The following is a 13,157-nucleotide window of genomic DNA, read 5'->3' on the forward strand; positions in this document are numbered from 1 at the left end:
CTATGTCACTAAATTTCCCGCTGTTGCTGGTCATTGCTGTTGCCGTGTGCGGTTTGCTGGCGCTGCTCGATTTGGTCTTCCTGGCTCCTCGCCGGCGCAAGGCCATTGCCAACTATCAAGCCAGTGTTACTCCGGTTGATATGCAGGTAGTCGAAAAGCTCAACAAGGAACCGCTGCTGGTTGAATACGGCAAGTCGTTCTTCCCGGTGTTGTTCATCGTACTGGTGCTGCGTTCGTTTCTGGTTGAGCCGTTCCAGATCCCGTCCGGTTCGATGAAGCCGACCCTGGATGTGGGCGACTTCATTTTGGTGAATAAATTTTCGTACGGGATCCGCTTGCCGGTACTGGACACGAAAATCATCGAAGTGGGTGATCCGAAGCGGGGCGATGTGATGGTGTTTCGTTACCCAAGCGATCCGACAGTCAACTACATCAAGCGTGTAGTGGGTCTGCCGGGCGACAAGATTCGCTACACCAGCGACAAGCATCTCTATGTCAACGACAAGCCGGTAGCCGAGCAATTGGTGGGTGTCGAAGCTGGCACCCTGGGCAGTGCCGAGTTGTACAAAGAGAAGCTGGGCGAAGTCGAGCACATGATCCGCAAGGAAATGAGCCGCTATCGTGCGCCGCCTGACAAGGAGTGGACGGTTCCGGCCGGGCATTACTTCATGATGGGCGACAATCGCGACAATTCGAACGACAGCCGTTACTGGGATGATCCGAACATTCCCAAAGACGAGCTGGGCATGGTCCCCGACAAGAACATTGTCGGCAAGGCCTTCGCTGTTTGGATGAGCTGGCCGGAGCCCAAGGCGAGCAACCTGCCGAACTTCTCGCGGGTTGGTCTGATCAAGTAGCCAAAAACGGCGCTGTTAATAACAGCGCCGAATGCTTTTCAGGTGTACGAATAAGTCGTATGCCTGAGTATTCAGGATGTGGATTTGAACAAAGCGTTAAGTGTGACGGCGGCGAACAGCCTGTTCCCTGTCCATTTGCTATGCGATAAACGAACATCACTGATCCCTAATATCGGTCCGGTGGTGACATTCGGCCACGAACTCAGCGTGGGTAAATCGTGAGTTTTTCTTTAGAACGTTTAGAGCGTCAGCTCGGCTACACCTTCAAAGACCAGGAACTGATGATTCTGGCCCTGACACACCGCAGTTTCGCGGGGCGCAATAACGAGCGCCTTGAGTTCCTGGGTGATGCCATTCTCAATTTTGTTGCCGGTGAAGCACTGTTTGACCGCTTCCCGTTGGCCCGAGAAGGCCAGTTGTCGCGTCTGCGCGCACGCCTGGTAAAAGGCGAAACCCTGGCCGTACTGGCCCGTGGTTTTGAGTTGGGCGAGTACCTGCGCCTGGGCTCGGGTGAGCTCAAAAGCGGTGGTTTTCGCCGCGAATCGATCCTGGCTGATGCCCTTGAAGCGCTGATTGGCGCCATTTACCTGGATGCGGGCATGGACGCCGCCCGTGACCGTGTACTGGCCTGGCTTGCCAGCGAGTTCGAGACGTTGACCCTGGTCGACACCAATAAAGATCCAAAGACCCGTCTGCAAGAGTTCTTGCAGTCGCGTGCCTGCGATCTGCCGCGTTACGAAGTGGTAGATATCCAGGGCGAACCGCATTGCCGCACGTTCTTCGTTGAGTGCGAAATTGCCCTATTGAATGAAAAAAGCCGAGGTCAGGGTGTGAGTCGTCGTATTGCCGAACAGGTAGCGGCCGCCGCAGCACTGATAGCCCTTGGCGTGGAGAATGGCCATGACTGATACAACTGCAACTCGCTGTGGCTACGTTGCCATTGTTGGTCGACCAAACGTGGGTAAATCCACACTGCTGAACCACATTCTGGGTCAAAAGCTGGCGATCACTTCGCGCAAACCCCAGACCACCCGTCACAACATGCTGGGCATCAAGACCGAAGGCAACGTGCAAGCGGTCTACGTTGATACCCCGGGCATGCACAAGGGCGGCGAAAAGGCCCTTAACCGCTACATGAACAAAACCGCTTCGGCGGCGTTGAAAGACGTCGACGTAGTGATCTTCGTTGTCGACCGCACCAAGTGGACCGACGAAGATCAGATGGTGCTGGAGCGTGTGCAGTATGTGACCGGACCGCTGATCGTAGCGCTGAACAAGACCGACCGCATCGAAGACAAGGCCGAGTTGATGCCGCACCTGAGCTGGCTTCAGGAGCAACTGCCGAACGCCCAGATCATTCCGATCTCCGCTCAGCATGGTCACAACCTTGAAGCCCTGGAGCGCGTGATCGCCGATCACCTGCCGGAAAACGATCACTTCTTCCCGGAAGACCAGATCACTGACCGCAGCAGCCGCTTCCTGGCTGCCGAGTTGGTGCGCGAAAAAATCATGCGCCAGATGGGCGCCGAGCTGCCGTACCAGATCACTGTCGAAATCGAAGAGTTCAAGCAGCAGGGCAAAACCCTGCATATCCATGCCTTGATTCTGGTTGAGCGTGACGGTCAGAAGAAAATCATCATTGGCGACAAGGGCGAGCGTATCAAGCGCATCGGCACCGAAGCGCGCAAGGACATGGAGCTGCTGTTCGACTCCAAGGTCATGCTGAACCTGTGGGTTAAAGTCAAAGGCGGCTGGTCCGACGACGAACGCGCCCTGCGTTCCCTGGGCTACGGCGACCTGTAAGCACGGCACTACCCCCTGTGGGAGCACCGCCGCTCCCACTTTGGTTTTGTGCTGTTCTTCCTGGCAGTGTTTGCCTTCTGAGATAGCTGAGTTCCATGTCCAGCAAAGCCCCCACAGCCCAACTCGCCTACGTCCTGCACAGTCGTCCCTATCGTGAGACCAGCGCTCTGGTGGATTTCATCACGCCTCAAGGTCGCCTGCGGGCAGTGTTGCGCAGTGCGCGGGGCAAGGCGGGCTCGTTGGCCAGGCCCTTTGTCCCGCTGGAAATCGAGTTTCGCGGGCGGGGCGAGTTGAAAAACGTAGGGCGCATGGAGAGCGCGGGTATCTCTACCTGGCTCAATGGCGAAGCGCTGTTCAGCGGTCTTTATCTCAACGAACTGCTGGTGCGGCTTTTGCCTGCCGAAGACCCTCATCCGGCGGTCTTCGACCACTATGCGGCAACGCTTTTGGCATTGGCTGAAGGGCGACCGCTGGAGCCACTGCTGCGGGCGTTCGAGTGGCGCTTGCTGGACGATTTGGGCTATGGCTTTTCCCTGGCTCATGACATTCACGGCGAGCCGGTGGCGGCTGATGGCATGTATCGGTTGCAGGTAGATGCGGGGCTTGAGCGGATTTATCTGGTGCAGCCCGGACTGTTTCATGGCGCAGAACTGCACGGGATGGCCGAGGCTGACTGGACCGTTCCTGGCGCCTTGTCTGCTGCCAAGCGCCTGATGCGTCAGGCACTGGCCGTGCATTTGGCTGGCAAGCCCCTGGCCAGTCGCGAGTTGTTTCGCAAGCCCTGAATAGACCGGTATGCTGTGCGCCGAATCGTCAACTCTTCAGGAGAGCCCCAGTGACCCAAAGCAATCGCATTCTTCTCGGCGTGAACATCGACCACGTAGCCACGCTGCGTCAGGCTCGCGGCACGCGTTACCCTGACCCGGTCAAGGCTGCGCTGGACGCCGAAGAGGCGGGCGCCGACGGCATCACCGTACATCTGCGCGAAGACCGTCGGCACATTCAAGAGCGTGATGTGCTGCTGCTCAAGGACGTGCTGCAAACGCGCATGAACTTCGAAATGGGCGTGACTGAAGAAATGATGGTATTTGCCGAGCACATTCGCCCGGCTCATATCTGCCTGGTGCCCGAAACCCGTCAGGAGCTGACCACTGAAGGTGGTCTGGATGTAGCCGGGCAAGAGGCGCGGATCAAAGCCGCTGTCGAGCGTCTGGCCAAAATCGGTTGTGAAGTGTCGCTGTTCATCGATGCGGACGAGCGTCAGATTGAAGCGTCAAGGCGTGTCGGTGCACCTGCTATCGAACTGCACACTGGCCGCTATGCCGACGCGCAAACCCCTTCCGACGTCGCTGAAGAGTTGCAGCGCGTGGCACAGGGGGTGGCGTTTGGTCTGGCCCAGGGGTTGATCGTCAACGCCGGCCACGGCTTGCACTACCACAACGTGGAAGCGGTAGCGGCAATCAAGGGGATTAACGAGTTGAACATTGGCCATGCGCTGGTGGCGCATGCGTTGTTCGTGGGCTTCAGATCTGCTGTGGCCGAGATGAAAGCGCTGATAGTGGCTGCTGCTAAGGTTTAAGTAGATCAGGTGCGGATCTGATACTGACCCGTAGTCGCTGTCGAGGAACGAAGGCTGCGAGCTCTTGATTTTACGAGCATCGCGATAAAGCTCGCAGCCTTCGTTCCTCGGCAGCGACTACGGCACATGAATCGCTCTACAGCTGTGGCTCTTCCTTGGGCTTGGTCTTGTCGATACCGGGGATGTGCAGCTTGCTGTCAGCAGCCTGATCGCCTTCAAGTTGCGGCTGTGTGGCCCATGTCAGGATGTCGTAGTAACGACGGATGTTGGCCACAAAATGCACCGGCTCACCGCCTCGTGCGTAGCCATAGCGTGTCTTGCTGTACCACTGCTTCTGCGCAAGGCGAGGCAGCATCTTCTTCACGTCCAGCCACTTGTTCGGGTTCAGGCCTTCTTTCTTGGCCAGTTTGCGTGCGTCTTCCAGATGTCCGCCGCCAACGTTGTAGGCCGCCAGCGCAAACCACGTGCGGTCAGGCTCCTCAATGTCATCGTCCAGCTCGCTCTTGATCAGCGCGAGGTATTTGGCGCCGCCCATGATGCTCTGCTTTGCATCCAGGCGGTTGGAAACGCCCATGGCTTGCGCAGTGTTCTGGGTCAGCATCATCAGTCCGCGAACGCCGGTCTTGGACGTTACCGTGGGCTGCCACAATGATTCCTGGTAGCCCATGGCTGCGAGCAGGCGCCAGTCGATCTGTTCTTTTTTTGCGGCATCCTTGAAGAACTTTTCATACTTGGGCAGACGCTGCTGCAGGTGCTGGGCGAAGGTGTAGGCACCCACGTAGCCCAGTACATCCACGTGCCCGTAATAGCGGTCTTTGAGGCGTTGCAGGGTGCCGTTCTTCTCGACCTTGTCCAGGTACGCATTGATCTCGTTGAGCAGGCTGTTGTCTTCACCTGCGGCAACTGCCCAGCGCTGGCTGCGTGCGTCGCCCAGATCAAATGCCACACGAACATTGGGGAAGTACACCTGGTTCATGGCCACTTCGTTGGAGTCGACGAGTGTGAGGTCGATCTGGCCTTCATCGACCATGCGCAGCAAGTCAACGACTTCGACAGCGTCGGACTCGTCGTATTCAATCCCGGGGTATTGCTTCTTGAGTTCGGCAAGCTGCTCGGCGTGGGAGCTGCCTTTAAGTACGGTGATGCGTTTGCCAACCAGATCGGCTGGGGAGGTCGGACGCGATTGCCCGTTGCGATAGATGATCTGCGGCGTGACTTCAAGGTACGGGTGGGAGAACTTGGCTTGTTGCAGGCGCTTCTCGCTGCTGACCAGACCGGCAGCAGCCAAAACAGGGCCGTCGGGTTGGCTCAACTGATTGAACATTTCATCCAGGTTGTCAGCCGTTTCGATTTTAAGCTCTACCCCCAGATCGTCGGCAAAGCGCTTCACCAGCTCATATTCAAAGCCGGTTTCGCCATTGCGATCCTCGAAATAGGTCGCCGGGCTGTTACGGGTGATCACCCGCAGTACCCCGTCCTCCTTTACGCGCTCAAGGGTGCTGGGTTTTTCAACGCAGGCACCGAGCATCAGGAAGAGTCCGGTTGCGAAGAGCCATCTGGCGCAGCGCTGGCGGAATACAGTTAGAGAAAACATCCGCGCAGTATACGCAAAGCTGCGCAGGTGCCATATCTCGACAATTTTTGATCATTCTGATATTGGCTGCAAAAAACCCTGAAACCCCTGTGGAATGGGGGTCGGGTCACTGTCTAAAGATCATAAAAGACCATCTCTGAAGCGGCTGATAGCTATAAAGAATAAGGGTTTGGTCGATTAGCGACGTCTGGTGTGCGTCAGGTGTACCGTTTCGGGTGCCGAGGCGAACGGTTTAGGCTAGAATGCCGGGCCTCAAAGCATACCCCTCCCGAGGCTGTCCCGAAGATGTTGATCCTGCGCGGCGCTCCTGCCCTTTCTGCCTTTCGCCACAGCAAACTCCTTGCACAACTGAGCCTGAAGGTTCCGGCTGTCACTGGTTTGTATGCTGAATTCGCCCACTTTGCCGAAACGACCGGTGAGCTGACCAGCGATGAACAGCAGGTACTGGCTCGTCTCCTGAAGTACGGTCCAAGCGTACCGGTCCAAGAGCCGAGCGGCCGACTGTTCCTGGTGTTGCCGCGGTTTGGCACCATTTCCCCCTGGTCCAGCAAGGCCAGCGACATTGCCCGCAACTGTGGCCTGGCTAAAGTCCAGCGCCTGGAGCGAGGCATTGCGTTCTACGTGGCTGGCCAGTTCAGCGACGCTGATGCCGAGCTGATTGGTGCTGCACTGCATGACCGCATGACGCAAATCGTGCTGGGTAATCTCGAGCAGGCCAGCGGTCTGTTCAGTCACGCCGAGCCCAAGCCGCTGACAGCGATTGACGTGCTGGGTGGCGGTCGCGCCGCGCTGGAAAAAGCCAACGTCGAGTTGGGTCTGGCACTGGCTGAAGACGAAATCGACTATCTGGTCAACGCCTTCAATGGTTTGGGTCGCAACCCGCACGACATCGAACTGATGATGTTTGCCCAGGCCAACTCCGAGCATTGCCGTCACAAGATCTTCAACGCCAGTTGGGATATTGACGGCCAGAGCCAGGACAAAAGCCTGTTTGGCATGATCAAGAACACCTACGTGATGCACAGCGAGGGCGTTCTGTCTGCTTATAAGGACAACGCTTCGGTCATCGTAGGCAGTGTTGCCGGGCGTTTCTTCCCGGACCCTGAAACCCGCCAGTACGGCGCGGTGCAGGAGCCTGTACACATCCTGATGAAGGTCGAAACTCACAACCACCCAACCGCAATCGCCCCGTTCCCGGGTGCTGCGACCGGTTCCGGTGGCGAGATTCGTGACGAAGGCGCAACCGGTCGTGGTGCCAAGCCCAAGGCTGGCCTGACCGGCTTTACCGTATCCAACCTGCAGATCCCAGGCTTTGTACAGCCGTGGGAAGTGCCGTACGGCAAGCCAGAGCGCATTGTTACCGCGCTGGACATCATGATCGAAGGCCCTCTGGGCGGTGCTGCGTTCAACAACGAATTCGGTCGTCCGGCCCTGACCGGTTACTTCCGTACCTTCGAGCAGTCCATCACGACTCCCCGCGGCGAAGAAGTCCGTGGTTACCACAAGCCCATCATGCTGGCTGGCGGCATGGGCAACATCCGCGCCGAACACGTGCAGAAAGCCGAAATCACGGTTGGCTCCAAGCTGATCGTGCTCGGTGGCCCGGCGATGTTGATCGGCCTGGGCGGCGGCGCGGCTTCCTCGATGGCCACCGGCGCAAGCTCGGCTGACCTGGACTTCGCTTCGGTTCAGCGCGAAAACCCGGAAATGGAACGTCGTTGCCAGGAAGTGATCGACCGTTGCTGGCAGCTGGGCGACAAAAACCCGATCAGCTTCATCCACGACGTGGGTGCGGGCGGTCTGTCCAACGCTTTCCCGGAGTTGGTGAACGACGGTGAGCGTGGCGGTCGTTTTGAACTGCGCAATATTCCAAACGACGAGCCGGGCATGGCCCCGCACGAAATCTGGAGCAACGAATCCCAGGAACGTTACGTTCTGGCCGTGGGCGTCGAAGATTTCGACCGCTTCCAGGCGATTTGCGAACGCGAGCGTTGCCCGTTTGCCGTCGTCGGCGAAGCCACTGCCGAGCCGCAACTGACCGTCACCGACAGCCACTTCGGCAACAACCCGGTGGACATGCCACTGGAAGTGTTGCTGGGCAAGGCGCCGCGCATGCACCGTTCAGCAGTGCGTGAAGCAGAGCTGGGCGATGATTTCGATCCGGCAGCGCTGAACATCGGTGAATGTGTTGAACGCGTCCTGCATCACCCGGCTGTAGCGAGCAAGAGCTTCCTGATCACCATCGGCGACCGTACCATCACCGGCCTGGTTGCTCGCGACCAGATGGTGGGTCCGTGGCAGGTGCCTGTGGCTGACGTTGCCGTCACCGCCACCAGCTTCGACGTCTACACCGGTGAAGCCATGGCCATGGGCGAGCGTACTCCGCTGGCACTGCTGGATGCCCCGGCATCGGGCCGCATGGCGATCGGCGAAACCCTGACCAACATCGCAGCTTCGCGGATCGGCAAGATCAGTGACATCAAGCTGTCTGCCAACTGGATGTCCGCTGCTGGTCACCCGGGTGAAGACGCCCGCCTGTACGACACCGTTAAAGCGGTCGGCATGGAGCTGTGCCCTGAGCTGGGCATCACCATTCCGGTGGGCAAGGACTCGATGTCCATGCAAACCCGCTGGAGCGAAGAGGGTACTGACAAGACGGTCACCTCGCCGCTGTCGTTGGTCGTTACCGGTTTTGCCCCGGTGCTCGATGTGCGCCAGACCCTGACCCCCGTGCTGCGCATGGACAAGGGCCTGACCGATCTGGTTCTGATCGATCTGGGTCGTGGCCAAAACCGTATGGGCGCCTCCATCCTGGCTCAAACCTACGGCAAGCTGGGTAAACAGGCTCCCGACGTGGATGACGCAGAAGACCTCAAGGCTTTCTTCGCCGTGATCCAGGGCTTGAATGCCGACGGCCATCTGCTGGCTTACCACGACCGTTCCGACGGTGGTTTGCTGACCAGCGTGATGGAAATGGCGTTTGCCGGTCACTGTGGTGTCAACCTGGTCCTCGACGGCCTGGCTGAAACCGCTGCCGACATTCCTGCGATCCTGTTCAACGAAGAGTTGGGTGCAGTGATCCAGGTTCGCCAGGACTCCATGGCAGACATCCTTGCGCAGTTCAGCGCTGCCGGTTTGGGCGACTGCGTATCGGTCATTGGCCAGCCGCGCAACTGTGACGATGTAAGCATCGAGTTCAATGGCGAGACCGTGTTTGAAGGTCAGCGCCGTCTGCTGCAACGTCAGTGGGCTGAAACCAGCTACCAGATCCAGCGTATGCGCGACAACGCCGAGTGCGCGGAGCAAGAGTTCGCCGTGTTGCTTGAAGAAGACAATCCGGGCCTGAGCGTCAAGCTGAGCTTTGATGTCAACGAGAACATCAGCGCGCCGTACATCAAGACAGGCATTCGCCCTCAAGTGGCCGTACTGCGTGAGCAGGGTGTAAACGGTCAGGTTGAAATGGCAGCGGCGTTCGATCGCGCCGGCTTCAATGCCATCGACGTCCACATGAGCGACATTCTGGCCGGCCGTGTCGACCTGAACGAGTTCAAGGGCCTGGTTGCCTGCGGTGGTTTCTCCTACGGCGACGTGCTGGGTGCCGGTGAAGGCTGGGCCAAGTCGGCTCTGTTCAATGCCCGTGCCCGTGATGCGTTCCAGAGCTTCTTTGAGCGTACCGACAGCTTCTCCCTGGGTGTGTGCAACGGTTGCCAGATGATGTCCAACCTGAGCGAATTGATTCCGGGCAGCGAGCTGTGGCCACACTTCGTGCGCAACCGCTCCGAGCAGTTCGAAGCCCGTGTGGCGATGGTCCAGGTGCAGGAGTCGAACTCGATCTTCCTGCAGGGCATGGCCGGTTCGCGCATGCCAATCGCCATTGCTCACGGTGAAGGTCATGCCGAGTTCGCCAGCGAAGAAGCCATGCTGCAAGCGGATCTGTCCGGTTCTGTGGCGCTGCGTTTCGTCGACAACCACGGCAAGGTCACTGAAAACTACCCGGCCAACCCGAACGGCTCGCCGCGCGGGATTACCGGCCTGACCAGCAGTGACGGGCGTGTCACCATCATGATGCCGCACCCTGAGCGTGTCTTCCGCGCCGTGCAGAACTCGTGGCGTCCAGAAGAGTGGAACGAAGATGCGCCGTGGTTGCGCATGTTCCGTAACGCTCGTGCTTGGGTCAATTAAAGGCTGGGTAGATTAAAAGCGATGTACAAGCTCAGCTTCTTCGTTCCCCCAAGCCACGTGGACGTGGTCAAAAATGCCGTATTCGCCGCCGGTGGCGGACGAATCGGCAATTATGACCACTGCGCCTGGCAGACCTTGGGCCAGGGCCAGTTTCGCGCGCTGGACGGCAGTCAGCCGTTTATCGGGCAAACCGGCCAGGTCGAATATGTCGGGGAATGGAAAGTTGAGCTGGTCGTCGCAGACGATCTTGTCCACGACGTGGTGGCTGCGCTCAAGCACAGCCACCCGTATGAAACGCCCGCTTATGAAGTGTGGCGTTTGGCTGATCTCTAGCTGCAATGCGTATAAAAAACCCGCTGGACCGGTAACGGTCAGCGGGTTTTTTGTTATGTGCGTGGCGTGGGGCTAAGGGCGGATTTCAACCATCGTGCCGTCCTTGACCAGGTTCCAGACTTCGCGCATTTCGTGGTTTTTCATTGCGATGCAGCCATCGGTCCAGTCCAGGGTGTGGAACAGTTCTTCAGGGTTTTCTTCGCTGTCCGGCGTGCCGTGGATCATGATCATCGACCCGGGGTTCACGCCTTCACGCCGGGCGGTGGCCGCGTCGCTGATATTGGGGTAGTTGATGTGCATGGCCAGGTTGAACTTGTCGCTTTTTTTGCGCCAGTCGACCCAGTACAGCCCCTCAGGTGTGCGTTTGTCTCCCTCGCGCATTTTTGGCCCCTTGGGTTGTTTGCCCAGGGAGATGCGGTAGGTCTTGATCGGTTTGCCATCGCTGATCAGTTGCAACTTGCGGGCAGACTTGAGCACAAGAACCTTGTCGATACTTTGCCCGGCGTGCGCAGAGGGTGCCGATGGGGTTGACTGGAGTACCTGATTCTTATCGACGGGTTTGCCGTTTACGGTGATGACAACAGAAGCCTGGCAGGTAACGGCAAATGAAAAGCAAAGAGCAGCGAGCAACCAACGCATTAGAGGGATATTCCTGAGGTGCAAGGCGAACAGCATTATTGTTGGGGTTTGATCAGGCTGGACAGGGGCGCTACAGCCTCGCTGCGCACGGGGTAGGTGTTGTCCCGGCGGTCAGCGAAAAAACATTCTAGGGTACGGCTGACCGTGCGGAAAGCCAGCTCTGACCAAGGGATGTCAGCTTCTTCAAAAAGCCGGACTTCAAGGCTCTCTTCACCGGCTGAAAAATCGAGGCTTTGCAGCTCGGCACGATAAAAAATATGCACCTGATTAATGTGCGGTACATCGATCAGGGTGTAGATATTCAGGTTTTCAACTGCAGCGCAGGCTTCTTCGAGGGTTTCACGTCGGGCTGCATTTTCGACCGTCTCGCCGTTTTCCATGAAACCTGCGGGCAGCGTCCAGTAGCCTTTGCGCGGCTCGATGGCGCGACGGCACAACAGCACTTGTGTGCCCCAGGTCGGCAGGCAGCCGGCAACGATATTCGGGTTCTGATAGTGAATGGTCTGGCAGTGGTCGCACACATACCGCAGGCGTGAATCGCCTTGAGGGATGTGTTGGCTGACGGAGTGGCCGCACTGGCTGCAAAATTTCATGCTGGGGTCTCTGGCTCTGGCGCCTATCTTGGGGGCTGAGGCGGCCTCGCGGCAAGTGCGATATGGCGGCTGCGACACTGTGGGGCTTGGGTGCTGCCCACGATTTGGTGCATGATGCCCGATAAGTGACGGATCGAGATGACCTATGCTGGACGAGCTGCTTGGCCGTGTAAGCCGCTACACCCCGCGCACGCTGGAAACGGAACGGAATTTCCCCGAGGCTGCCGTGCTGTTGCCGGTGACGCGCAGCGCTGAACCCGAACTGATTCTGACCCTGCGTGCCAGCGGGTTGTCGACCCACGGCGGTGAAGTGGCTTTCCCGGGCGGGCGCCGCGATCCTGAAGACCCGGATCTGGTATTTACCGCCCTGCGTGAGGCCGAAGAAGAGATCGGTCTGCCGCCCGGGCTGGTCGAAGTCATCGGGCCGCTGAGCCCTTTGATTTCGTTGCACGGTATCCGTGTAACGCCCTACGTTGGCCTCGTCCCGGACTACGTTGAATACCTGGCCAACGACGCCGAAATTGCTGCCGTGTTCAGCGTACCTCTGGAGTTTTTTCGCCAGGACCCCCGTGAGCACACCCATCGCATCGATTATCAGGGGCGCAGCTGGTATGTGCCGAGCTACCGTTTTGGGGTTTATAAAATCTGGGGGCTCACGGCAATCATGATCGTTGAGCTGATGAACCTGCTGTACGACGACGTCAATATCAATCTGCATACCCCGCCTGAGCGTTCCATTCCAATCTAGAGCCGTCAGCAGACGGCCACGCTGCCTTGAGGACATCTGCATGAAATACAGCCTGGGCGACTCGCTCGTCGAAACCCATCCAGAAAGCTGGACCGCGCCCAACGCCACCCTGATCGGCAAGGTGCGCCTGGAGGAGGGTGCCAGTGTCTGGTTCAACGCCGTGTTGCGCGGTGATAACGAGCTGATCCTGATTGGCAAGAACAGTAACGTGCAAGATGGCGCGGTGATGCATACCGATATGGGCTACCCGCTGACCCTGGGGACGGGGGTGACCATTGGCCATAACGCCATGTTGCATGGTTGCACGGTGGGAGATTACAGCCTGATCGGGATCAATGCAGTCATCCTCAATGGCGCCAGAATCGGCAAGCATTGCATCATTGGCGCCAACTCGCTGATTGGCGAAGGCAAGGAAATCCCGGACGGTTCTCTGGTCATGGGGTCGCCGGGCAAGGTGGTGCGTGACTTGACCGACGAACAGAAAAAACTGCTGGAGGCCAGTGCCGCGCATTACGTGCAGAACGGCCAGCGTTATGCCCGTGATTTGAAGGTGCAGAGCAATGACTGAAGTGGAGCGCCCGGTCGCCTCTCCCTGTGTGAACATTTGCGCATTGGATGACGACGATGTGTGCAGTGGTTGTCAGCGTACCGTGGCTGAAATCACCCGTTGGAGCCGCATGACCAACGTCGAGCGCCGGGAAGTGCTGGTGCTGTGTCATGAGCGGGCCAAGTCCAGTGGCCTGGTGTGGATGCAGGGCGCCAGTACCTGACAAATACCGCTGTCACAGGGGCATGTGGCGGGTACAAAATCGGGTGCGACTCAAGTACC

At 58.4% G+C, this 13,157-nt stretch carries 13 protein-coding genes; 10 read left to right on the forward strand and 3 right to left on the reverse strand.

Annotation, left to right across the window (positions count from 1 at the left end; all coding sequences use genetic code 11):
• The first annotated feature begins 2 nt into the window (after window positions 1-2).
• The 5 genes from lepB (at window position 3) to pdxJ (ending at window position 4,239) form a co-directional block, all read left to right on the forward strand.
• Entirely contained in the window at window positions 3-857 is an 855-nt protein-coding gene (gene lepB, locus AC19YQ_RS12355) for a signal peptidase I (RefSeq protein ID WP_019822043.1), read from the forward strand.
• Window positions 858-1,075: 218 nt separating this feature from the next.
• Window positions 1,076-1,765, forward strand: a complete 690-nt coding sequence (gene rnc, locus AC19YQ_RS12360) for a ribonuclease III (RefSeq protein ID WP_003440162.1) — start codon at window positions 1,076-1,078, stop codon at window positions 1,763-1,765.
• Window positions 1,758-2,660 (forward strand): GTPase Era, encoded by a 903-nt coding sequence (era, locus tag AC19YQ_RS12365; protein ID WP_019822047.1) that lies wholly within the window; start codon window positions 1,758-1,760, stop codon window positions 2,658-2,660. Before rnc ends, era begins: the two co-directional genes overlap by 8 nt.
• 95 nt (window positions 2,661-2,755) lie before the next feature.
• Window positions 2,756-3,445, forward strand: a complete 690-nt coding sequence (recO, locus tag AC19YQ_RS12370) for a DNA repair protein RecO (RefSeq protein ID WP_219261658.1) — start codon at window positions 2,756-2,758, stop codon at window positions 3,443-3,445.
• Window positions 3,446-3,495: 50 nt separating this feature from the next.
• Window positions 3,496-4,239 carry a pyridoxine 5'-phosphate synthase gene (gene pdxJ / locus AC19YQ_RS12375; protein WP_326397409.1) on the forward strand — a complete coding sequence of 248 codons (744 nt, stop codon included), beginning with the start codon at window positions 3,496-3,498 and terminating at the stop codon, window positions 4,237-4,239.
• 136 nt (window positions 4,240-4,375) lie between these two features.
• On the opposite strand, the gene mltF is transcribed toward pdxJ, so the two are convergent.
• Window positions 4,376-5,833 carry a membrane-bound lytic murein transglycosylase MltF gene (gene mltF, locus AC19YQ_RS12380; protein ID WP_133076275.1) on the reverse strand — a complete coding sequence of 486 codons (1,458 nt, stop codon included), beginning with the start codon at window positions 5,831-5,833 and terminating at the stop codon, window positions 4,376-4,378.
• A gap of 285 nt (window positions 5,834-6,118) precedes the next feature.
• On the opposite strand from mltF, the gene purL reads away from it, so the two are divergent.
• Together purL and AC19YQ_RS12390 are read left to right on the forward strand one after the other, a co-directional pair.
• Window positions 6,119-10,015 carry a phosphoribosylformylglycinamidine synthase gene (gene purL, locus AC19YQ_RS12385; RefSeq protein WP_133076274.1) on the forward strand — a complete coding sequence of 1,299 codons (3,897 nt, stop codon included), beginning with the start codon at window positions 6,119-6,121 and terminating at the stop codon, window positions 10,013-10,015.
• Window positions 10,016-10,036: 21 nt separating this feature from the next.
• Complete coding sequence (locus tag AC19YQ_RS12390) at window positions 10,037-10,348, forward strand: YqfO family protein (protein WP_133076273.1); 312 nt, start codon at window positions 10,037-10,039, stop codon at window positions 10,346-10,348.
• A gap of 72 nt (window positions 10,349-10,420) precedes the next feature.
• Here the strand turns inward: AC19YQ_RS12390 and AC19YQ_RS12395 are convergent, their stop codons facing one another.
• Both AC19YQ_RS12395 and AC19YQ_RS12400 read right to left on the reverse strand, forming a co-directional pair.
• Window positions 10,421-10,987 carry a L,D-transpeptidase family protein gene (locus tag AC19YQ_RS12395; RefSeq protein ID WP_133076272.1) on the reverse strand — a complete coding sequence of 189 codons (567 nt, stop codon included), beginning with the start codon at window positions 10,985-10,987 and terminating at the stop codon, window positions 10,421-10,423.
• A gap of 35 nt (window positions 10,988-11,022) precedes the next feature.
• Complete coding sequence (locus AC19YQ_RS12400; protein WP_133076271.1) at window positions 11,023-11,580, reverse strand: NUDIX hydrolase; 558 nt, start codon at window positions 11,578-11,580, stop codon at window positions 11,023-11,025.
• Window positions 11,581-11,725: 145 nt separating this feature from the next.
• On the opposite strand from AC19YQ_RS12400, the gene AC19YQ_RS12405 reads away from it, so the two are divergent.
• Genes AC19YQ_RS12405 through AC19YQ_RS12415 form a run of 3 tightly spaced genes read left to right on the forward strand, consistent with a single transcriptional unit; the run spans window position 11,726 to window position 13,098 of the window.
• The gene (locus AC19YQ_RS12405) at window positions 11,726-12,328 is read left to right on the forward strand and encodes a CoA pyrophosphatase (protein WP_133076270.1); all 603 of its coding nucleotides are present in this window, start codon (window positions 11,726-11,728) and stop codon (window positions 12,326-12,328) included.
• A 40-nt stretch (window positions 12,329-12,368) separates the two neighbouring features.
• Entirely contained in the window at window positions 12,369-12,896 is a 528-nt protein-coding gene (locus AC19YQ_RS12410; RefSeq protein WP_133076269.1) for a gamma carbonic anhydrase family protein, read from the forward strand.
• Window positions 12,889-13,098 carry a DUF1289 domain-containing protein gene (locus AC19YQ_RS12415; RefSeq protein ID WP_133076268.1) on the forward strand — a complete coding sequence of 70 codons (210 nt, stop codon included), beginning with the start codon at window positions 12,889-12,891 and terminating at the stop codon, window positions 13,096-13,098. Before AC19YQ_RS12410 ends, AC19YQ_RS12415 begins: the two co-directional genes overlap by 8 nt.
• The last annotated feature ends 59 nt before the right edge of the window (window positions 13,099-13,157 follow it).

The sequence above is a fragment of the Pseudomonas sp. MF06569 genome, from assembly GCF_059862735.1.

Bases quoted from the DNA above. Each gene is read 5' to 3' on its own strand.
- lepB (WP_019822043.1), top strand. From the start codon at position 3: ATGTCACTAAATTTCCCGCTGTTGCTGGTCATTGCTGTTGCCGTGTGC.
- era (WP_019822047.1), top strand. From the start codon at position 1,758: ATGACTGATACAACTGCAACTCGCTGTGGCTACGTTGCCATTGTTGGT.
- recO (WP_219261658.1), top strand. From the start codon at position 2,756: ATGTCCAGCAAAGCCCCCACAGCCCAACTCGCCTACGTCCTGCACAGT.
- mltF (WP_133076275.1), bottom strand. From the start codon at position 5,833: ATGTTTTCTCTAACTGTATTCCGCCAGCGCTGCGCCAGATGGCTCTTC.
- purL (WP_133076274.1), top strand. From the start codon at position 6,119: ATGTTGATCCTGCGCGGCGCTCCTGCCCTTTCTGCCTTTCGCCACAGC.
- AC19YQ_RS12390 (WP_133076273.1), top strand. From the start codon at position 10,037: ATGTACAAGCTCAGCTTCTTCGTTCCCCCAAGCCACGTGGACGTGGTC.
- AC19YQ_RS12395 (WP_133076272.1), bottom strand. From the start codon at position 10,987: ATGCGTTGGTTGCTCGCTGCTCTTTGCTTTTCATTTGCCGTTACCTGC.
- AC19YQ_RS12400 (WP_133076271.1), bottom strand. From the start codon at position 11,580: ATGAAATTTTGCAGCCAGTGCGGCCACTCCGTCAGCCAACACATCCCT.
- AC19YQ_RS12405 (WP_133076270.1), top strand. From the start codon at position 11,726: ATGCTGGACGAGCTGCTTGGCCGTGTAAGCCGCTACACCCCGCGCACG.
- AC19YQ_RS12410 (WP_133076269.1), top strand. From the start codon at position 12,369: ATGAAATACAGCCTGGGCGACTCGCTCGTCGAAACCCATCCAGAAAGC.
- AC19YQ_RS12415 (WP_133076268.1), top strand. From the start codon at position 12,889: ATGACTGAAGTGGAGCGCCCGGTCGCCTCTCCCTGTGTGAACATTTGC.